This is a genomic window from Acinetobacter albensis, from assembly GCF_900095025.1.
Lineage (GTDB): Bacteria > Pseudomonadota > Gammaproteobacteria > Pseudomonadales > Moraxellaceae > Acinetobacter > Acinetobacter albensis.
Genome location: NZ_FMBK01000003.1, coordinates 198,335 through 217,338, shown reverse-complemented (window position 1 = coordinate 217,338; position 19,004 = coordinate 198,335). Strand labels below are relative to the sequence as shown.

Annotated in this window: 18 protein-coding genes; 11 read left to right on the top strand and 7 right to left on the bottom strand. The window is 39.5% G+C overall.

What is annotated here, in order from left to right:
* The first annotated feature begins 524 nt into the window (after positions 1–524).
* Both GA0116959_RS03520 and GA0116959_RS03515 read left to right on the top strand, forming a co-directional pair.
* The gene (locus GA0116959_RS03520) at positions 525–1,463 is read left to right on the top strand and encodes an RluA family pseudouridine synthase (protein ID WP_053578868.1); all 939 of its coding nucleotides are present in this window, start codon (positions 525–527) and stop codon (positions 1,461–1,463) included.
* 335 nt (positions 1,464–1,798) lie between these two features.
* Positions 1,799–2,467 carry an HAD-IA family hydrolase gene (locus GA0116959_RS03515; protein ID WP_092718437.1) on the top strand — a complete coding sequence of 223 codons (669 nt, stop codon included), beginning with the start codon at positions 1,799–1,801 and terminating at the stop codon, positions 2,465–2,467.
* Position 2,468: 1 nt separating this feature from the next.
* Here the strand turns inward: GA0116959_RS03515 and hcaR are convergent, their stop codons facing one another.
* Positions 2,469–3,368, bottom strand: a complete 900-nt coding sequence (hcaR, locus tag GA0116959_RS03510; RefSeq protein ID WP_092718435.1) for a DNA-binding transcriptional regulator HcaR — start codon at positions 3,366–3,368, stop codon at positions 2,469–2,471.
* 523 nt (positions 3,369–3,891) lie between these two features.
* On the opposite strand from hcaR, the gene GA0116959_RS03505 reads away from it, so the two are divergent.
* A complete protein-coding gene (locus GA0116959_RS03505; RefSeq protein ID WP_092718432.1) occupies positions 3,892–4,830 on the top strand; it encodes a cation diffusion facilitator family transporter in 939 nt (312 codons plus the stop codon).
* Between the two features lie 76 nt (positions 4,831–4,906).
* Entirely contained in the window at positions 4,907–5,962 is a 1,056-nt protein-coding gene (locus tag GA0116959_RS03500) for an MBL fold metallo-hydrolase (RefSeq protein WP_053578864.1), read from the top strand.
* Positions 5,963–6,202: 240 nt separating this feature from the next.
* Here GA0116959_RS03500 and GA0116959_RS03495 read toward each other — a convergent pair whose 3' ends face one another.
* Together GA0116959_RS03495 and GA0116959_RS03490 are read right to left on the bottom strand one after the other, a co-directional pair.
* A complete protein-coding gene (locus GA0116959_RS03495; protein WP_092718430.1) occupies positions 6,203–7,723 on the bottom strand; it encodes a catalase in 1,521 nt (506 codons plus the stop codon).
* Between the two features lie 276 nt (positions 7,724–7,999).
* Positions 8,000–8,644 carry a TetR/AcrR family transcriptional regulator gene (locus tag GA0116959_RS03490; protein WP_092718427.1) on the bottom strand — a complete coding sequence of 215 codons (645 nt, stop codon included), beginning with the start codon at positions 8,642–8,644 and terminating at the stop codon, positions 8,000–8,002.
* Positions 8,645–8,724: 80 nt separating this feature from the next.
* Here GA0116959_RS03490 and GA0116959_RS03485 point away from each other — a divergent pair, with 80 nt between their 5' ends.
* Together GA0116959_RS03485 and GA0116959_RS03480 are read left to right on the top strand one after the other, a co-directional pair.
* Positions 8,725–10,374: an acyl-CoA dehydrogenase family protein gene (locus GA0116959_RS03485; protein ID WP_092718424.1), complete on the top strand. Its 1,650-nt coding sequence runs from the start codon at positions 8,725–8,727 to the stop codon at positions 10,372–10,374.
* Positions 10,375–10,578: 204 nt separating this feature from the next.
* The gene (locus tag GA0116959_RS03480) at positions 10,579–10,782 is read left to right on the top strand and encodes a DUF7230 family protein (protein ID WP_053578860.1); all 204 of its coding nucleotides are present in this window, start codon (positions 10,579–10,581) and stop codon (positions 10,780–10,782) included.
* Here the strand turns inward: GA0116959_RS03480 and ptsP are convergent.
* Positions 10,779–13,076 (bottom strand): phosphoenolpyruvate--protein phosphotransferase, encoded by a 2,298-nt coding sequence (gene ptsP / locus GA0116959_RS03475; protein ID WP_053578859.1) that lies wholly within the window; start codon positions 13,074–13,076, stop codon positions 10,779–10,781. The two genes, GA0116959_RS03480 and ptsP, sit on opposite strands and share 4 nt — an antisense overlap.
* Before the next feature lie 89 nt (positions 13,077–13,165).
* Complete coding sequence (locus GA0116959_RS03470) at positions 13,166–13,642, bottom strand: RNA pyrophosphohydrolase (RefSeq protein WP_053578858.1); 477 nt, start codon at positions 13,640–13,642, stop codon at positions 13,166–13,168.
* Positions 13,643–13,824: 182 nt separating this feature from the next.
* Here GA0116959_RS03470 and GA0116959_RS03465 point away from each other — a divergent pair, with 182 nt between their 5' ends.
* Positions 13,825–14,475, top strand: coding sequence for an HAD family hydrolase (locus GA0116959_RS03465; RefSeq protein WP_092718422.1), 651 nt, complete (start codon positions 13,825–13,827; stop codon positions 14,473–14,475).
* A 152-nt stretch (positions 14,476–14,627) separates the two neighbouring features.
* Positions 14,628–14,873: a DUF2789 family protein gene (locus GA0116959_RS03460; protein ID WP_053578847.1), complete on the top strand. Its 246-nt coding sequence runs from the start codon at positions 14,628–14,630 to the stop codon at positions 14,871–14,873.
* Positions 14,874–14,928: 55 nt separating this feature from the next.
* Here the strand turns inward: GA0116959_RS03460 and GA0116959_RS03455 are convergent, their stop codons facing one another.
* Positions 14,929–15,795 (bottom strand): LysR family transcriptional regulator, encoded by an 867-nt coding sequence (locus GA0116959_RS03455; protein ID WP_053578846.1) that lies wholly within the window; start codon positions 15,793–15,795, stop codon positions 14,929–14,931.
* A gap of 181 nt (positions 15,796–15,976) precedes the next feature.
* Positions 15,977–16,228 carry a DUF2061 domain-containing protein gene (locus GA0116959_RS03450; protein WP_092718419.1) on the bottom strand — a complete coding sequence of 84 codons (252 nt, stop codon included), beginning with the start codon at positions 16,226–16,228 and terminating at the stop codon, positions 15,977–15,979.
* Positions 16,229–16,397: 169 nt separating this feature from the next.
* Between GA0116959_RS03450 and GA0116959_RS03445 the strand changes: the two genes are divergently transcribed.
* The 3 genes from GA0116959_RS03445 to leuD all read left to right on the top strand — a co-directional run bounded on the left by GA0116959_RS03445 (position 16,398) and on the right by leuD (position 18,994).
* The gene (locus tag GA0116959_RS03445; protein ID WP_053578844.1) at positions 16,398–16,589 is read left to right on the top strand and encodes a hypothetical protein; all 192 of its coding nucleotides are present in this window, start codon (positions 16,398–16,400) and stop codon (positions 16,587–16,589) included.
* Positions 16,590–16,890: 301 nt separating this feature from the next.
* Positions 16,891–18,324: a 3-isopropylmalate dehydratase large subunit gene (leuC, locus tag GA0116959_RS03440; protein ID WP_092718414.1), complete on the top strand. Its 1,434-nt coding sequence runs from the start codon at positions 16,891–16,893 to the stop codon at positions 18,322–18,324.
* 19 nt (positions 18,325–18,343) lie between these two features.
* The gene (gene leuD, locus GA0116959_RS03435; protein WP_092718410.1) at positions 18,344–18,994 is read left to right on the top strand and encodes a 3-isopropylmalate dehydratase small subunit; all 651 of its coding nucleotides are present in this window, start codon (positions 18,344–18,346) and stop codon (positions 18,992–18,994) included.
* Positions 18,995–19,004: the final 10 nt, after the last annotated feature.

The following is a 19,004-nucleotide window of genomic DNA, read 5'->3' as shown; positions in this document are numbered from 1 at the left end:
GGATGTGAGTAACTTTCACTGTCACTTAGCTTAAAGATCATCTCTTCATTTACAGATAGAGTGTCTTGATACGGAATTATCATCGTATCAGTGCTTCATGTGCAGATCCAATACATCAACGTTGTAGCCTGAATGCGACTTTAGGACGCGACTTATCTGATGTGTATCAGTTTACGTTTAAAACCAACTTTTGGTTGGCGACATATTTTTTGCGGCAAACTGATTTATGTACCGAAATACAATTAAACGCAACAGTTTGCTTTTTTGCCGATATAATAAAGCCTTCGGCGTCGGCATATTCTTTAGGGACCTTTCCGTATTTAATGTGAATTGAGAAATTTAATATCGAACTCCAAAAAATTGAAGTTTTTAAATTTTTTCACACTAACGGTGGTATCCATGCGCTGACTATATCAAACCTTGCATCATCTGCCTATGGGTTAAGCTTACCTTTATTGGGTAAAGCATAGCCTAAGTGATCAGTTTTTAATCAATTTTAGTATTTTTTGGGTCATCGTAACTGTATGAATTCTACGCAAGAATGGCAAAGTGTCACTTGGTTTGAAGTGGACGAGCATCAATCGGGTCAACGTATTGATAATTTTTTATTTTCCAGACTGAAAGGTGTGCCGAAAAGTCGGATTTATCGTTTGATGCGTGAAGGGCAAGTTAGGGTCAATAAAAAGCGTATTAAAGCGGAAACCAAACTTGCGATTGGCGATCAAATTCGAGTCGCACCCATCCGTTATGAGCCTAAAGATGAAACTGCGGCACCTGTGTCTGATAAAGTCGCACAAAGTTTACTGAGTCGTGTCATCTATGAAGATGAAGGTTTGATGGTGGTCAATAAACCTTCAGGGATTGCTGTACATGGCGGAAGTGGTGTGGCCTATGGCTTAATTGAGGGCTTACGTGCCGCAACAGGTAAAAAATATTTGGAATTGATTCACCGAATTGACCGTGATACTTCTGGTTTGGTGATGATCAGCAAAAAGCGTAGTACCTTAAAAACGCTACAAGATTTATTGCGTGAACATAAAATTAAAAAAACCTATGCAGCCATTGTGAAAGGGCAGGTCAGTTTGGATAAACAACTGATTGATGCACCTTTACATCGTTATGAATTGGCCAATGGTGAGCGTCGTGTACGCGTATCTAAAGAAGGTAAGCCAAGTCAAACACAGTGGAATGTTGCTGAGCGTTTTCGACATGCGACTTTGGTTTATGCCTCACCGCTTTCAGGACGGACTCATCAAATTCGTGTACATGGATTGAGTATTGGTCATCCTCTGGTGGGTGATGATAAATATGGCCATCAAACTGAATATAGAGGCCCAGCGGCACGACGTCTGTGTTTACATGCCTTGCGTTTAGAAATCCCAGGTTATGACACCATTGAAGCGCCTTTGCCTGAAGATATGCAAAGTGTGGTGGCGCAATTACGTGCGCAGTCAAAGGATTAAGACACCCTATTTGACATGGGCTGTTAGGTCGAAAACGACATGGATGTCGTTATTAGGCTGTAGGACAGAAATGAGCAACTGAGTAATATGCTTATTTTGTAAGTTGCATGTTTAAAATTTGAGTCATATTAAGCTGTTAATATTTGATAAATAATGGACGAAAATAGTGATTTGAAATTTTTGAACTTTCCTTGTCATGATGAATCTCAATCTATTTCTTCAAGGAGAAGAAATAGATTGAGATTGAATTTCAAATAAAGTTGCAGTTGACATCTTTTACTTTAAAGGACGTTAGAGTGGGATTGAAAAAGCTGAATTTAACTGAGGAACTGAAGATGAACAAACCTGTAGAACTGATTATTTTTGACTGGGATGGCACTTTATTCGATTCAGTCAGTCAAATTGTTTCTAGCCTAAAATTTGCAGCGCAGCAATTTAATCAACCGCTGACCGCAGAGGCTGCACAAAGTATTATCGGTCTAGGTTTGCCTGAAGTAGCTCAGGTTTTATTTCCAGATGTACCTGAATTACATCATGAAATTCTGCAAAGTTATAGCGACCATTATGTGGAAAATTCTACTGATGATGTTTGGTTTAAGGGGGTCGCTGAGCTTCTTATAGATTTAAAAAATCATAACATCAAGTTGGCTGTTGCGACGGGTAAAAGCCGAAGAGGGCTAGATCGTGTCTTGGCTCAAACGCAAAGTCTAGATATGTTTGATGTAACACGTGCCGCCAGCGAAACCAAATCTAAACCTGACCCACTGATGTTGGCTGAAATATTAAGAGTTACAGGTGTAAAGGCTGAGCATGCAATTATGGTCGGTGATACGTCTTATGATTTAGAAATGGCACAAAATATTGTGATGCCAAGCATTGGCGTGAGTTATGGCGTTCATACAGTTGACGTATTAGCACAATTTGACCCAATCGCAATTGTGAGTGATGTCGCTGACTTACATCGATTTCTAATGCAGCATATCCGCTTAAAAGAAGCAGGTTAACTCAATCACGATTGATATCCAGATAAAAAATTTGAGTGAGTAATTCGATAAATTTTCGTACCGCGACAGATGTATTGCTTTTATGGTAGCTGACATAGAGGTCGACATAAGGCAACTCAACCTCTAATGGGCGAATAACGCTATTTGACGTGATCAATGGAGCAGTGTAGGCAGGTAAAATGGTACAACCTAAACCCATACCCACTGCATTGATATTGAATAAAATATTATCGGCTTTTTGGACAATATTTAAAGTAATACCCTGTGTTTTGGCAAAATCAAGAATATGGTGATGAATGGTGTGAGATTGTTCCACCGCAGGAATAATAAAATCGACCCCATGAAGTGCTTGTACAGGAATTTTTTCATATTTTGCCAAAGGATGGTCTTCTGGCAAAATAAACACCATGGGTTCACGTAAAACAAATAAGCTTTTTATTTCATCACTGTTTAAATTGTGCCGCGTAAACGATATATCCAATTCGCCTTTTTTTAAGCGCTTCATTTGCTCAGTATTGTTTAAGCTGAGGAGTTCTATTTTAAAATCTGGATGTTGAACCCGTAAATTGGGCAATACCGAAGGAAAAATTTTTACCTCCGCCACAGGTACAAAACCAATACGTAACATTTGTTGTTTGGCTTGTGAAACTTGACGTGCCATAGCAACGGCTTTATCGGCTTGTGCGAGCGTTAAGCGTGCTTGTTCTAAAAATACTGTACCTTCTTCAGTCAATTCAACTTTTCGTTTTGTTCGATAAAAAAGTTGGACCCCTACATCTTCTTCTAGGTCTTTAATTTGCTGACTTAAAGAAGGTTGTGCAGTAAACAGCTTTAAAGCGGCCTTACTAAAATTGAGTTCTTCAGCAACCGTAATAAAATATCGTAGGTGACGTAATTCCATATACTTAAGTCCAATAAGTAATCCAAAAAATGTCTTACTATAAGTTGGCAAGAGTATAATCTATAAACAATGAGCGCATGATGATGATTGCATTTAGTAAATAAATGATATTTCTATTTTTATTAATATTTTTGTATATTAAAACGCGGTATTTATAGTCAATAAAACCGATAAACTAAAATAAAAAGATTGTGCTAAATCATAAAATTTAATAAACGGTATAAATTAATTCTCATTATTTTGAATAAATGAAACGCACAATCAACCCAATATTTTTATCTAAAATTAAACTAAAACAAAAATCCTCATCTAATGAGTGACCTATACTTTATCCTCCATTTAACTTGCTCTAAATGAAAAATGCTTCCCTGAATGATCGAATGCAGCAGGCTTTAAAGAGAACAACAAAAAATAAACTATTGATACCGAATGTTTGGTTAAGATGAGTCCAAATAAAGATAAAAATTGAATAGTACTATTTCAATAATGCTACTCGATGATAATAAATCTAAGGCGCGTTTAAATGTCGGATTCAAATAAAATTGTGGTGTATGCTGCTCTGGCGGGCAATTTAGCGATTGCCTTGGTCAAGTTTGTTGCAGCGTATATCACCAATAGTTCCGCTATGCTGAGTGAAGCGATTCATTCAGTGGTGGATACTCTAAATGAAATTCTATTGCTGTACGGCATAAAAAAATCGCAACAATCTCCAAATGCACAGCATCCGTTTGGTTATGGACGCGAACTTTATTTTTGGGCCTTTATTGTTTCTTTAATGGTGTTTGCACTGGGTGCTGTGGTTTCGATTTATCAAGGCATACAGCATGTGCGCTATCCTGAGGAAATGCTGAGTCCAAATTTAAATTATATTGTTTTGGGAATTGCGATTTTATGTGAAGGCATATCATGGTTGGTGGCGTTAAAAGCTTTTCGTAAAACCAAGGGGCAGCTCGGTTACTTCGAAGCTTTTCGTCGGAGTAAAGACCCCACGACTTTCACCGTATTATTTGAAGATACTGCAGCGCTATGTGGACTTTTTATTGCCCTAATCGGAATTTATCTGGCGCATGCCTTAAATATTCCAGAGTTAGATGGCGTCGCTTCAATCTTCATTGGAATTGTGTTGGCGATTTCTGCTATTTTATTGGCGCGAGAAACCAAAGGTCTATTGTTGGGTGAGTCAGCTGATCCGCAATTGCGTGATCATTTGTTATTGATTGCTCAAGAAGATGATGCCGTATTTTCTGCAAATGGTGTTTTAACTGAACAAATGGGCGCAGATCAAGTGATTGCTTCTTTAAGTTTAGAGTTTGAAGACCATTTAACTTCCGATGATATCGAAGCTTGTGTCAATAGAATTGAAGCGAAAATTAAACAGATTCATCCTGAAATTATGGCATTGTTTGTTAAGCCACAAACGAAAAAAGTTTGGTTACAACGTATGAAAGGTCGTTTAGAATAAAAACGTGATATACATAACATAATATTCAAAATATCGGATTTTGAATATTTACGTCACTCTAAGAAATTGAATGTACATGAAGCAAAATCCCGAACAATTACACTTTCAACTGCCTACGACAGAATGCTGGTCACATACTTGGCGCCAGCCTTCTTTTCAGTTTATGCATTCTAATCATCATAATGGTGAGCGATTCATCAACATGCTTCCTCGTCCTGCAGGGCGTGGTCGTGCAGATTTATTAAAATGGCTCATCACACGTAAATCCACTACTTGGAAGATTGATGTAGAAAAAGAAGAAGCTGAACTCCATACGACCAAACGAAGCCTTCCACAGGATCGCCCACAGGCGAGCATCGATGATTGGCAGGTATGGTTTGTAGGGCATGCAACAGTGCTTTTACAAATTGGTCCTTATAACTTACTCACCGATCCAGTTTGGTGTGAATATGTGAGTCCACAGCAAGGCAAAGGTCCAAAGCGTGTCATTCCAGCAGGTATTGCATTAGAGGAATTGCCGACTATTCATGCAGTTCTACTTAGTCATAACCATTATGATCATATGGACTTGTCCAGTTTAAAATGGTTGCATGATAAATTTGCTATGCCCATTTATACCGGTTTAGGCAATTCGTGGTATTTACCAAAAAGTTTTCATGTTTTAGAAATGGATTGGTGGCAGTCTTCGTTACTTCACGATTTAAAAATTATTTATACGCCCGCACAACACGGTTCAGGGCGAGGCTTACGTGATCAAAACCGAGCACTCTGGGGTGGTTTTTCTATTTTGGCAGGTAAAGATCATTGCTTCTTTGCGGGTGATACTGGATATTCACCGCATTTTAAAGAAATTCAAAGCCGTTTGGGTGCACCGCGTATTTCGCTTTTACCCATCGGTGCGTATGAACCACGTCAATTGATGCATTATATGCATATGAATCCGCATGAAGCTTTTCAGGCACATCAGGACCTGCATTCTAAATGCTCATTGGCCATTCATTATCGGACCTTTCAACTCACCGATGAAAACCGTGAACAACCTGAGTTAGATTTGAAAGTTGCAATGAAAAATACTTCGAAATTAATGGCGCCTTTTTATTGTGTTCGAGAAGGTCGGCGTTTGGTGGTGTGATGGTCTATTTGAGGATATTGAACAGACGGTTTTATTCGCTTGAAAAATGAATGACATGGGTGGTGATAAGAAATTTTAAATTTGATTATTCAAATTTGAGATATCGCAGCAAATTTGCAAAAAAATCATTATCCGAAGCAAGTGTCATTCAATCGTTGAGTTCAAGATATCGAGTAGATATAAAATACGCTTAAAATAAAAACCACCTGACGGTGGTTTTTATACAACTCTAGTTAAAAATTAAAGCCAACCTGGATTATTTCGGCCTGGATCATTTTCGCGTGCCGCTTGAGCATCAGCAACACTCATCCCCAATGCTTTTGCCACACCTTCACCATAGGCCGGGTCACAGGTATAACAGTTTCGAATGTGGCGATATTTAATAAAATCTAGGGCGTCACCCATTGCGCCAGCAGTATTGTCAAATAAAGCCTGCTGTTGTTCAGAATTCATTAAATTAAACAGGGCGCGAGGTTGACTGAAATAATCGGCGTCATCAGCGCGGAAGTCCCAATGAGCGGCATCACCTGAAATTTTTAACGGTGGCTCTTTAAATTCAGCTTGTTCTTGCCATTGGCTGAAACTGTTTGGTTCATAGTGCGGTAAGCCGCCATAGTTGGCATCGACACGACCTTGACCATCACGGTGATTGGAGTGAACAGGGCAGCGTGCGGCATTGACTGGAATTTGCTGATAGTTCACACCTAAACGGTAACGCTGCGCATCAGCATAGTTAAATAAACGTGCTTGTAACATACGGTCTGGTGAAGCACTAATGCCTGGCACTAAATTGCTGGGTGCAAAAGCAGATTGTTCTACATCCAAAAAGAAATTTTCAGGATTTTTATTCAGCTCAAATTCACCGACATCAATTAATGGATAATCAGCATGTGGCCAAACTTTGGTCAAATCAAAGGGATGATAAGGCACTTTTTCTGCATCAGTTTCAGGCATGATCTGAACTTGCAGTTTCCATTTTGGAAAATCACCTTTTTCAATTGAATCAAATAAATCACGTTGATTACTTTCACGATCTGCTGCAACCACCTCAGCAGCTTCAGCATCGGTCAAATTTTGAATGCCTTGCTGAGTACGGAAATGAAATTTAACCCAAAAGCGTTCATTTTGGGCATTGATGAGGCTATAGGTATGGCTACCAAAACCGTGCATATGACGATAACTTTTCGGAATACCTCGATCTGACATCACAATAGTCACTTGATGCAGTGCTTCAGGTAATAAGGTCCAAAAATCCCAGTTATTGGTCGCACTGCGTAAATTGGTTTTTGGGTCGCGTTTAACCGCTTTATTCAAATCAGGGAATTTACGCGGATCACGCATAAAAAATACGGGTGTATTGTTACCGACTAAATCCCAGTTACCTTCTTCAGTATAAAATTTTAATGAAAAACCGCGAATGTCTCGTTCAGCATCGGCTGCACCACGTTCACCTGCAACTGTGGTAAAACGTGCAAACATTTCGGTTTTTTTACCAATCTCCGAGAAAATTTTTGCTCGGGTATAAGCGCTAATGTCATGGGTAACCGTAAATGTACCAAAGGCACCTGAACCTTTAGCATGCATACGACGCTCAGGAATAACTTCACGAACAAAATTGGCCAATTTCTCATTGAGCCATAAATCTTGGGCAAGTAATGGACCACGCGCACCTGCCGTTAAACTATTTTGATTGTCCGTTACCGGAGCACCAAAGGCAGTCGTCAGGTGGGATACAGGGCATTTTTTAGAGTCTTCGCTCATGGTCTTTCTCCATTGTTATCAGTAAGTTTAAAATAGGAAATAATTTCGGATTTAACCTACTTTATCTTTTTAACATGACATTTTTAATATGTTGCTCATTCCATTAAAAAGCAATTTAAAATTCAGTCGAACAATTGAATAGATCGCCTGAATGTGACTTTAAAAACAGCAGAATCTATTTAGACTTTAAGCGCAGAATGAAATAGATACAAATGGAATATTCTATTCTTGGTCAATGGAATATCCGATAAATCAAATCCTAGATTTTAATAGGTGTTAAAGAGTGGAAATGGAGCACTCCAATTCAGCAATTAAGCCTTGGATTGAGCTTAAAATATCTTGTTCTAATGTATCCCATGCGTTGAAATCTGGATGGAGCAATAGGGTCTGAGAAATAAATCCATAAATAATCCGATGTAGATTTAAAGCAAAACGTTGCCGTATGTTTAAATTTGCCATAAATGGCGTTAAAAGACCATTCCAAAGATCGAGCATAAGTTTATAGTGGTTTTGATAGGCCTCAGGCGTAGAGATTTGCCGTTCAAGACAAAAAAGTTGTGACCAGATTCGAGACTGCTGTTGAATGTTCGTAATTTGAAAATGAATCAAATGGCTTAAATAAAGAGAAAGTTCTTCATCTATGGATAACTCAATTCGACTTTGTGCATAAGTTTTAAGTGTGATTGCATTTTGTTTAACGTGTTGATGAATCGTCAAGGCAATCAAATCTTGTTTTTTAGCAAAATATTCATAAAAAGTACCCAGTCCTACACCTGCTACCTCAGTGATTGCACGAATCGTAATCGTTTCGGCAGATTGTTGTGCTAAAAGCTGAACAAAAGTGTCTATCAGCGCCTCTTGGGTTACTTTGGCACGTGATTGACGTGGCTTTCGACGTACTTGAGCTGCTGCAATTTTCATAGCTGAAAGCTGAACATCCTAGTTCTCATTTTTCTTTATACTGAAGTGAAAGTACAGAAATAACAAGACAGAGAATCAGTATGCAGACATGGACCACACACCAAATTTCAAATCAGTTTGATGAACAGCAAAACTACAATTTGTTTAACACGGATTTGATCTTACAAGAAATTTTAATGCGTTATAACAGCAGTGATCAGCAGCAGTTATCTGATTTGGGAAAAACGGTGGGATCTGCTGAATATTATCACTATGCCGATTTAGCCAATCGACATCCACCAATTTTGCATTGTTTCGATGCTCGCGGTCACCGTAAAGATGTACTAGAGTTTCATCCTGCTTGGCATCAATGGATGGCCTTGAACCGCCAGTTTAATACGCATGCACATCCATTTATAGCAACTCAATCCGCCAGTAAATGGGTAGATTGGGCAGCACGTTTTTATTTGAGTGGACAAGTTGAAGCTGGAAATTTGTGCCCCAATGCCATGACTTTGGGCAGTATTCCGTTGATACAACGTGAACCCGAACTGTGGGCAAAACTGGGCCAAAAACTGCTCTGTAATGAATATGATGAACGTGATCTCCCCATTGCCCAAAAAAAGTCGATTTGGCTGGGTATGGGGATGACTGAAAAGCAAGGCGGTTCGGATGTACGGGCCAATCGGACCCTTGCGCGTCCTGTTGCGCAAGCAGGGCGTGGTAATGCTTATTTGTTAACGGGACACAAGTGGTTTTTTTCAGCCCCCATGTCAGATGCCCACTTGGTGGTTGCACAAACTGAGCAGAATGGTGTGGCTTGCTTTTATGTGCCACGATGGTTAGAAGATGGAACTAAAAACAGCATCTTGATTCAGCGTTTAAAAGATAAAGTCGGAAATTGCAGCAATTCCAGTTCAGAAGTTAAGTTTCAGGATGCGTGGGGCGTGATGATCGGTGAAGCAGGACGTGGTATTCCCACGATCATTGAAATGGCAAATTACACTCGCCTAACATGTTCCATCGGTAGTAGCGCAATGTTACGTCAAGCCTTGGTTCAATGCATTGCCTATACCCGTCAACGAAAAGCCTTTGGAAAACCTTTAGCCGAACAACCCTTGATGCAAGCCGTGTTAGTCGATTTAGCTTTAGAAGCTGAAGCAGCCACACAGTTGAGTTTTCATTTGGCACATTGTTACGAAATGGAAGATCAACTCTCACAAGCATGGAGACGCATCTTGATTCCAGCTGCTAAGTTTTGGATTTGCAAGCGCACCGTTGAACTGAGTGGCGAAATGATGGAAATTTTTGGTGGAAATGGCTATGTAAATAACGGCATCATGGCGCGTATTTTTAAAGAAGCTCCAGTGAATAGCATTTGGGAAGGTTCAGGCAATGTCATGTGTTTAGATGTACTTCGTGCCATGCAATATGATCCAGATTCAGTCACCATTTTATTTACCTCTTTGGCTGAAATAACGGCACAAGAAGCTGTACTACAACAAGAACAGGATGCCTTATGTATGTTATTTCAGCAAAATTCAGAAAATTTACAATTTATGGCACGTCGTTTAGTCAGTCGTTTGGTCATTTTAGTACAAGCTGTTTTACTCAAAAGATATGCCCCTGACTTTGTTGCGCAGGCTTTTATCCAGTCTCGTTATCATCCCTTTCATGGACAAGTGGTTGGAATGTTAAATCCTCAAGATATTGATGTAACCAGATTATTAGCACGAAGTTTTACTGCTTAAGTTAAAATATTGTGTATACAGATCTGAAGAAAAAGAAGGAGAGGTATTTTTAAGGTAGTTTAAAAAGTGAATTTTAAAAAGACTTTAAATTTTGAACAGCTGCCCCATTAACCTACTTGTAAATTGCGCGAAAAGGTATATGATCGCTTTCCCATCAAGATGGTGGAAAAGACAACAAAAAACCGAACCTAAAAGGTGAGTAAAATGGCGAAACAAAAGAAAAAACCAGAAATTGTGTTGAACAATTTTGTAGCGAAACATATGCATGAAGCTAATCAAAGTCAGGTGTTTGTAGATCGTAAGAAAAATGCAAAACGTGGCTATAGCAAACATAAACAAGGGCGATATTCTGATGATTATCGCCCTTTTGCTTTAATACTTTTTAATTTAATTTTTGTCGCAATTTAAGCACCAACGATTCGGGTGGCAGACTTCACCATATCTGCTAAACCATGGGTTTTAAAATAATATTCCATCCAGCTTTTTACCACCAAAGGATTATCCATTTTCAATACATGCGCAAGCTGCACCTGTGCATCTGACATTGGCACATGGCAAATGGCTTTGCGAACACGCAAAATATTGCTTGAACTCATTGAAAGGGTATTAAAGCCCATCGCCATTAACAAGATTGCCGCCAAAGGATCTCCCGCCATTTCTCCGCAGATACTGATAGGCTTATTGTACGTGTGGCATTGTTGTACCAAACGGGTTAAGGCACGCAGTACCGCAGGATGAAAATGTGAATACACGTTGGCAACACGGGGGTTATTGCGGTCCACTGCCAATAAATATTGGGTTAAGTCATTAGAGCCGACAGAAAAGAAATCCACCAATTCAGCAAATTCTTCAATTTGTAAAAGCACACTCGGCACTTCGACCATAATCCCGATCTTGGGCTTGGTAATTTTAACTTGCTCTTCTTCTTGGACTGCAATCCAGTCTCGTTCAAGTAAATACAATGCTTCTTCAACTTCACTGACACTGGTGACCATCGGTAATAAAATGTGCAAGTTATTTAAACCAATACTCGCTTTAAGCATGGCACGAATTTGTGAAGAAAAAATTTCAGGATGATCTAGTGTAAATCGGATCCCACGCCAGCCCAGTGCTGAGTTTTCCTCTTCAATCGAAAAGTAAGGCAGGTCTTTGTCTGCGCCGATATCTAAAGTTCGCATCACCACAGGTTTGTTGGCAAAGTGACTGAGCTGTTGACGGTAAATTGCGCGTTGCTCTTCTTCACCTGGGAAACGGTCACGCAGCATAAACGGAATTTCGGAGCGATATAAGCCTACCCCTTTAGCACCTCGTTGTACGCCGCGTACCACATCAATCATCAAACCAGTATTCACATAAAGATTGACTGAAACCCCATCTGGGGTAATAGCATCTTTAGTTTCATATTGCTTTAAGTCTTTGGCAATTTGTTCTTCTTCTTTTTGGATTTCTTTATAGCGGGTACGCAAACGACGTGGCGGATTAATAAAAACCCGACCTTGATGCGCATCGACAATCATCTCGACATCATCCAGTGCATTTACTGGTAGTTCAGTTACTCCTACGACGGTCGGAATACCTAATGCACGGGCTACAATCACCATGTGTGAATTCATCGCGCCTTCGGTGGTCACAATAGCCGCAATTTTATCGACAGGCAATTCAACCAGTGCAGCGGTAGAGATTTCTTCGCCAATCAAAATACTTTCATCGGTAAGTTCACGATGACTGGCATCTGCTTCTTGTAGAAAAGCTAAAATACGCCGTCCCAAATCTTTCAGATCGGACACGCGTTCTCGTAAATAATCATCTTCCATCTGTGCAAACAGAGCAATATGCGTGTCAATGACAATGCGTACCGCACCTTGCGCCCAGTTACCATCACGAATTTCAGCTTTAATTTCAGCAGGCAGCGCATTTTCATCCAACATACGCAAGAACACACTAAATAAAGCACGTTCTTCAGCCATTAAGGCGTCTTGCATTTTATCATCAAGAGATTGAATTTCTAGCCGAACCGAAGCAATCGCATGGTCAAGTAGTGCTAATTCTTCACTAATATCATCTGCTTCACGGTCTGGTACCGACGCCAAATCAGCAGGTGGATACAGAATGACGGCACGACCTAAGGCAATGCCGCCTGAACCTGAAACGCCTTGAAAGGTTTTGTAGGTGGGTAGATTATTGGGCTTACGAAAAACGTCAATATTGCCGACTGCATGTGCATGGGCAATTACCCCTGAAAGCTGAGCACATAAGGTAACTAGAAAAGATTCTGCGGCTTCACTAAAGTCATGAGATTCTTTATTTTGAACCACTAAAACACCCATCACTTTACGACGGTACATGACAGGAACGCCTAAAAAAGAGTTGTAAATCTCTTCTCCAGTTTCAGGCAGATACATAAAGCGTTCATGTTTAGGTGCATTGTCTAAGTTGACAATTTCTTCACGTTGTCCAACCAGACCGACTAAGCCTTCGCTAGTATGCAATGAAACATGGCCCACTGCTTCAGGTTTTAAACCTTTAGAAGCCATGAGTAAATAACGTTGGTTACGTTCATCAAGTAAATAAATAGAGCAGACATCCACATGCATGGCATTGGCCACTCGATTGACCATAATGTCGAGTGATTCATGCAAACTGGTCGACGCATTGATTTCTTGTACAATCCGTCTTAGGGTATCCAGTTGCATATTCGACATAAAAATTTGCTCCAAAAAAAAGTCTAAATCTATTTTATTTATACAACATAATTTTTAAAAAGCTGCACATTTATGCAACTTTTTTATCTCTAAAGCGCAGGCAACTGGTGACATAGCTCCACCATCGCTTTTCGGTAGACATCGCGTTTAAAATTGACGACTTGACCCAGTGGATACCAGTAGCTGACCCATTGCCACTGGTCAAACTCTGGAGGCTCAGACAGATTCAACTGAATATGTTTGACTGGCGCAGTCAGTTTAAGTAAAAACCACTTTTGTTTTTGTCCGATACACACTGGGTCTGAATCCGAGCGTATATATCGTTGAGGCAAACGGTAGCGTAGCCAACCTTTTGTTTGTGCTACAATTTGAACATGTTCGGGCAATAAGCCAACTTCTTCTCTCAGCTCACGATAAAGTGCCTGTTCAGGGGTTTCTCCATATTGGATACCTCCTTGTGGAAATTGCCAAGCATTGTGTCCAATGCGTTTTGCCCATAAAACCTGTCCAAAGTCGTTTGCCAAAATGATCCCGACATTTGGTCGGAAACCTTCTGAATCGATCATTTGGCTACCTAAATATTGTGTAATTTGTGACTCTGCATTCGGGGACTTATATTTCTGTATCCAACGCGAAAAAAGCAAAGTGTAAAAATGTTAAAATTGCTATGATCTTAACGAATTTCTATCGACTAGCGGAGATAGATTTACAATTTTTTTCTTAAATTTCAGTTTTTACGAGTATTTTCATGAAATTGGCTTTATTTGACCTTGATCACACCTTATTAAATACCGATTCAGACTATTCATGGGGTGAGTTTTTAGTAAACGAAGGTTTGGTCGATCCCATTCGACATCGTCAAATGAACGACAAGTTTTATGAGGACTATAAAGCAGGTCAACTTGATCCTATTGCGTATAACGAATTTGTATTTGAGTTTCTAACGCAACATGATGCTGAGTATTTAACCGATTTGCATGAATCCTTTATGAAAAAAGTGATTCGTCCTCAAATGCGTCCTGAAGGTTTCAATGCAATTGAAAAGCATCGTGCAGAAGGGCATGCCTTGGTCGGTATAACGGCCACTTCAGACTTTATTACCGCGCCTATTTTTCGCGAATTTGGAATCACTGAAATTATTGCGACTACGGCTGAAGTGATTCATGGCAAATATACGGGCAAGGTGATTAATATTCCCTGTTATCAAAAAGGTAAATTAGCACGTTTGGAGCAGTGGCTTGCGGGTCGATCTGTGACAGAATCATGGGCCTATTCGGATTCATTCAATGATCGTTTTTTATTAGAGTATGCCGATCATGCGATTGCGGTATGCCCAGATCAACGTTTGACTGAACTTGCAACACAACAGCATTGGGTTATTCAGGATTGGTCCCTATAAGGTGAACATGCTTATCTTAAAATAAGCTACAAAAAGACAGCCCTTAAAATGCTGCCTTTTAATTATGTACATAACATTCTTACAGTTTTATTCTTCATTTTTAGTGTAAAACTGTTATGTTCAGTAGAAGAACGACATGAATGGAGAAGACAATGAGTGTGTTACGCCCAAGAATGACGCATTTATTTGAACAGTTGGGTTTAGATGCTTCTGAACCCGCGATTAGCTTATTTATTGCAACCCATCAGTTACCCGCACACACCAAAATGACTGAAGCTGAATATTGGACTGAAAGTCAGCGTCAGTTTTTAGCCGAAAAAATTAAATCGGATGGTGAATGGGCGATTGTGGTTGATCAACTGAATGAATCCTTACATGAAGAATCCACCCATCGTTAAACACGTTAAATTTAAGTCGCATTCAAAAGTGATGCTATTTTGTTCTCGTCGTGATTTAGCTTTTAAGTTTCATCATCTCAATTAATTCTAAAACAGCTTTAGACTGAGTGCGTCCTGGATGCCAAACCATTCCTAATTCACGATTCATATCTACAGCAATATCAAGTTGTTGTAATTCTTGATTAACTAATGTTTTAGGTAAAACCGACCAACCCAATCCGATTGAAACCAGCATACGGATAGATTCTAGTGGATTATTACTCATACTGATTTTGGGTTTTAAACCCTGTTTTTCAAATTCAGCAAGCGTGATTTGACTGGTATAAGTCTGAGTGGCAGGCAAGAGGCTCGGATATTCAATTAAATCTTGCAGACTCAAGTTGTGTTGCTGTGCCAAAGGGTGAAAAGGCGCGGCGACAAATACCAATGGATCATTCCAGATGGTCACATAATTGAGCCGATCATCTCCTTGCGGCGGTAGCGTCAGAAATGCCAGTTCCAAATCACCCGCCAGTACTTTTTCATGGGCCTGTTCTGAATCGACAAAATGAACATCTAAAGTGACATTTGGAAATGTTTGTACATAATCACGTAAATGACTAGGCAAATGATGTAATCCAATATGATGACTGGTGCCAATTTTCAGTTTACCCTGAACTTGACCTTGTTGATGGCTTAAAGTGTGGTGAATATCACCCAGTTCATTAAGCCAGTTTTTAACTTTGGGTAGTAGGGAGTGTGCGGCATGAGTCGCTTGAACTCCGCGTCCAGCAGATTCAAATAATTTGACGCCAAAATAATCTTCTAAGCTGTGAATTCTTTTGGTGACCGCTGGTTGGGTAATAAACAACAGATCGGCAGCCATGGAAATAGATCCTGTTTCCATGACTTTAATAAAAGCTTCAAAAGCAGCAAGATTCATAGTGATAATCTGGTTATGATAAATTCACATAATTATAAAATATTTTTATAGATAAATGTTCAATTCATGCAAAAACCGATTAAAAAAATGTATGCAGATGTAAACTTGTATTTTCCAGTCAATCAAGATGCTCGACATAAATGTTTATATTTTAGAAAAATTTGAACATCTCGAGAATCTTTTAAATATTTTGTAGCGGTTCAGTTTTGCTTTGTGATGAGTTTGATGCTTTGGCTTCCCAAACTTTTTCGTGAAAGAAAAATGCAAAGGCTTGAACAGTCGGTTCAAGTAAACTTAAAGTCAGTGCCATCCAGATATTTCCTGTGACGAAATAACCCACCAACATGGCAATCGTAATATGCATGAAGTAATAACTTAGGGTCTTTTTTAACGTTTTTTGGTTGTAATCAATAAATTTTTGAATATGAGCCATCAGAGATCTACCTTCTTTTTCTAAAATAGAGTTAAATAATAATGAGTCTTATTTAATTTGTAAAAACGAATAATATTATATTATTGATTGGTTTTATGAATAATGATTTCAGTGTCAAAATTCAAATTAAAAACTTTGAATAAAAATAGATTTTTTAAGGATGAAGCGCATGGACATTAAACATATCAAATATCTTCTCGATCTGTTTGAAGGTGCAGTGGAAAAACGGACTGCTGTGTATGAGTTGGCTGAAGATGAGAATGATGAAAATCAAGCTGCCGCCGATTGTGGTAAAGCCAAAGCAGAGTTGCTGAAAGCGATTGAAGATCTAATCCACGTGAAAGAAAATAGATCGATCTAACGTTCAAAATCTAGATAAAGGCAGACTTTGATCTGCTTTTGTTTTTTTAGATTTTTATTTTTAATTTAAGCATTTTCATGATGAAAATATAGGCTGATTCATATCGGTTTATAGTTGTCTGAATGAAGAAACTTTTTATGAAATATAACTGGGTCAGTTTGAGAATTCATGGATATTCTCGGATTAAAAACTATTCCAAAAAGTTTTTAAACTAATAAAAATGATAAATTAGATTTATGTGAATAGACCGTTATAATCAAATTCAATAAAAGCATTACCCAGTTCTATGGAGCGCGTCGACATGGCAGGCAATACCCAAAAAGCAAAGACTTTATATGACAAATTGTGGGATGACCATTTGGTTAAACAACGTGATGATGGTTCAGCCTTACTTTATATCGACCGTCATTTATTACATGAAGTTACTTCACCACAAGCTTTTGAAGGTCTGCAACTTGCGGGTCGTAAACCTTGGCGTTTAAGTGCCAATGTTGCGACGCCTGATCATAACGTACCGACCTCAAAAGCGGAGCGTGATCAAGGTATTGCAGGAATTGAAGATGAGACTTCACGTATTCAAGTACAAACCTTAGATGATAACTGTGATGCTTTTAATATCGTTGAATTTAAAATTAATGATATTCGTCAAGGGATTGCGCATGTGGTGGGGCCTGAGCAAGGTTTAACTCTACCCGGTATGACGGTGGTTTGTGGTGACTCACATACAGCTACGCATGGTGCTTTTGGTTGTTTGGCACATGGCATTGGAACATCTGAAGTTGAACATGTATTGGCAACTCAGTGTTTAGTGCAAAAGAAAATGAAAAACATGCTGGTTCGTGTAGACGGGGTTTTAGGTCAAGGCGTGACTTCCAAAGACGTGGTTTTGGCCATTATTGGTAAAATCGGAACTGCAGGTGGTACAGGGCATGCCATCGAATTCGGTGGACAAGTGTTTCGTGATATGTCGATTGAAGGACGTATGACAGTCTGTAATATGGCGATTGAAGCGGGTGCACGAGTTGGAATGGTTGCGGTCGATGAAAAAACCATTGAATACGTGAGAGGTCGTAATTATGCACCTACAGGTGAACAATGGGACGCTGCAGTAGAATATTGGAACACTTTACATTCTGATCAAGATGCACATTTCGACACTGTAGTGGTATTGCAGGGTGAACTGATTGAGCCACAAGTGTCCTGGGGAACTTCACCTGAAATGGTCATTCCTGTTTCCCAAGCCGTACCTACTTTAGAACAAGCCAAAGATGACGTACAGCGTAATGATTGGACACGTGCTTATCAATATATGGGTTTAAATGCAGGTCAAGCTTTGGCTGATATTCAATTAGACCGTGTCTTTATCGGCTCATGTACCAATTCAAGGATTGAAGATATTCGTGCTGCTGCTGAAGTGATTCAAGGGCGTAAAGTGGCCAGTTCCATTAAACAAGCCATGGTGGTTCCAGGTTCTGGTTTAGTCAAACAGCAAGCGGAAGCGGAAGGCTTGGATCAAGTCTTTTTGGCTGCAGGTTTTGAGTGGCGTGAACCGGGTTGCTCTATGTGTTTAGCCATGAATGCAGATAAATTACAGCCAGGTGAACACTGCGCATCTACGTCGAACCGTAACTTTGAAGGTCGTCAGGGCAATGGCGGGCGTACGCATTTAGTCAGTCCAGCCATGGCTGCTGCCGCAGCGATTGCAGGTCATTTCGTTGATGTTCGTTCATTCTAATTGGGACTAGGAGCAAAATATGAAAGCTTATACCATTGAACAAGGTATTGTTGCACCTTTAGACCGTGCCAATGTCGATACCGATTTAATTATTCCAAAACAGTTTCTAAAGTCGATCAAACGCACAGGCTTTGGCGAAAATTTATTTGATGAATTACGTTATCTAGATGAAGGTTATCCAGGGCAAGATAATTCAGTGCGTCCAATTAATCCTGATTTCATTTTGAACCAACCACGTTACGCAGGTGCGTCTGTATTGTTGGCACGAGCCAATTTTGGTTGTGGTTCAAGTCGTGAACATGCACCTTGGGCTTTGGAAGAGTATGGTTTTCGTACTGTGATTGCACCCAGTTATGCCGATATTTTTTTCAATAACAGTTTTAAAAATGGGATGTTGCCCGTCATTTTGGCGGAAGACATTGTTGATCAGCTTTTTAAAGAATGTGCAGCGACTGAAGGTTATCAATTAACCATTAATCTAGAAGCGCAAGAGGTTCGAACTACTCAGGGTGACGCTTTTAAATTTGAGGTTGATCCATTTCGTAAACATTGTTTGCTCAATGGTTTAGATGATATTGGTTTAACTTTACAAGCCTCAGAAGATATTTGTGCTTATGAAACCAAAACCAAGCAATCACGCCCGTGGGTATTCCAAGAAATTCGCGGTTAATGCGTTGAAG

Excerpts from the sequence above, each read along its gene's own strand:
- GA0116959_RS03520 (WP_053578868.1), top strand. The coding sequence starts at position 525 with ATGAATTCTACGCAAGAATGGCAAAGTGTCACTTGGTTTGAAGTGGAC.
- GA0116959_RS03515 (WP_092718437.1), top strand. The coding sequence starts at position 1,799 with ATGAACAAACCTGTAGAACTGATTATTTTTGACTGGGATGGCACTTTA.
- hcaR (WP_092718435.1), bottom strand. The coding sequence starts at position 3,368 with ATGGAATTACGTCACCTACGATATTTTATTACGGTTGCTGAAGAACTC.
- GA0116959_RS03505 (WP_092718432.1), top strand. The coding sequence starts at position 3,892 with ATGTCGGATTCAAATAAAATTGTGGTGTATGCTGCTCTGGCGGGCAAT.
- GA0116959_RS03500 (WP_053578864.1), top strand. The coding sequence starts at position 4,907 with ATGAAGCAAAATCCCGAACAATTACACTTTCAACTGCCTACGACAGAA.
- GA0116959_RS03495 (WP_092718430.1), bottom strand. The coding sequence starts at position 7,723 with ATGAGCGAAGACTCTAAAAAATGCCCTGTATCCCACCTGACGACTGCC.
- GA0116959_RS03490 (WP_092718427.1), bottom strand. The coding sequence starts at position 8,644 with ATGAAAATTGCAGCAGCTCAAGTACGTCGAAAGCCACGTCAATCACGT.
- GA0116959_RS03485 (WP_092718424.1), top strand. The coding sequence starts at position 8,725 with ATGCAGACATGGACCACACACCAAATTTCAAATCAGTTTGATGAACAG.
- GA0116959_RS03480 (WP_053578860.1), top strand. The coding sequence starts at position 10,579 with ATGGCGAAACAAAAGAAAAAACCAGAAATTGTGTTGAACAATTTTGTA.
- ptsP (WP_053578859.1), bottom strand. The coding sequence starts at position 13,076 with ATGTCGAATATGCAACTGGATACCCTAAGACGGATTGTACAAGAAATC.
- GA0116959_RS03470 (WP_053578858.1), bottom strand. The coding sequence starts at position 13,642 with ATGATCGATTCAGAAGGTTTCCGACCAAATGTCGGGATCATTTTGGCA.
- GA0116959_RS03465 (WP_092718422.1), top strand. The coding sequence starts at position 13,825 with ATGAAATTGGCTTTATTTGACCTTGATCACACCTTATTAAATACCGAT.
- GA0116959_RS03460 (WP_053578847.1), top strand. The coding sequence starts at position 14,628 with ATGAGTGTGTTACGCCCAAGAATGACGCATTTATTTGAACAGTTGGGT.
- GA0116959_RS03455 (WP_053578846.1), bottom strand. The coding sequence starts at position 15,795 with ATGAATCTTGCTGCTTTTGAAGCTTTTATTAAAGTCATGGAAACAGGA.
- GA0116959_RS03450 (WP_092718419.1), bottom strand. The coding sequence starts at position 16,228 with ATGGCTCATATTCAAAAATTTATTGATTACAACCAAAAAACGTTAAAA.
- GA0116959_RS03445 (WP_053578844.1), top strand. The coding sequence starts at position 16,398 with ATGGACATTAAACATATCAAATATCTTCTCGATCTGTTTGAAGGTGCA.
- leuC (WP_092718414.1), top strand. The coding sequence starts at position 16,891 with ATGGCAGGCAATACCCAAAAAGCAAAGACTTTATATGACAAATTGTGG.
- leuD (WP_092718410.1), top strand. The coding sequence starts at position 18,344 with ATGAAAGCTTATACCATTGAACAAGGTATTGTTGCACCTTTAGACCGT.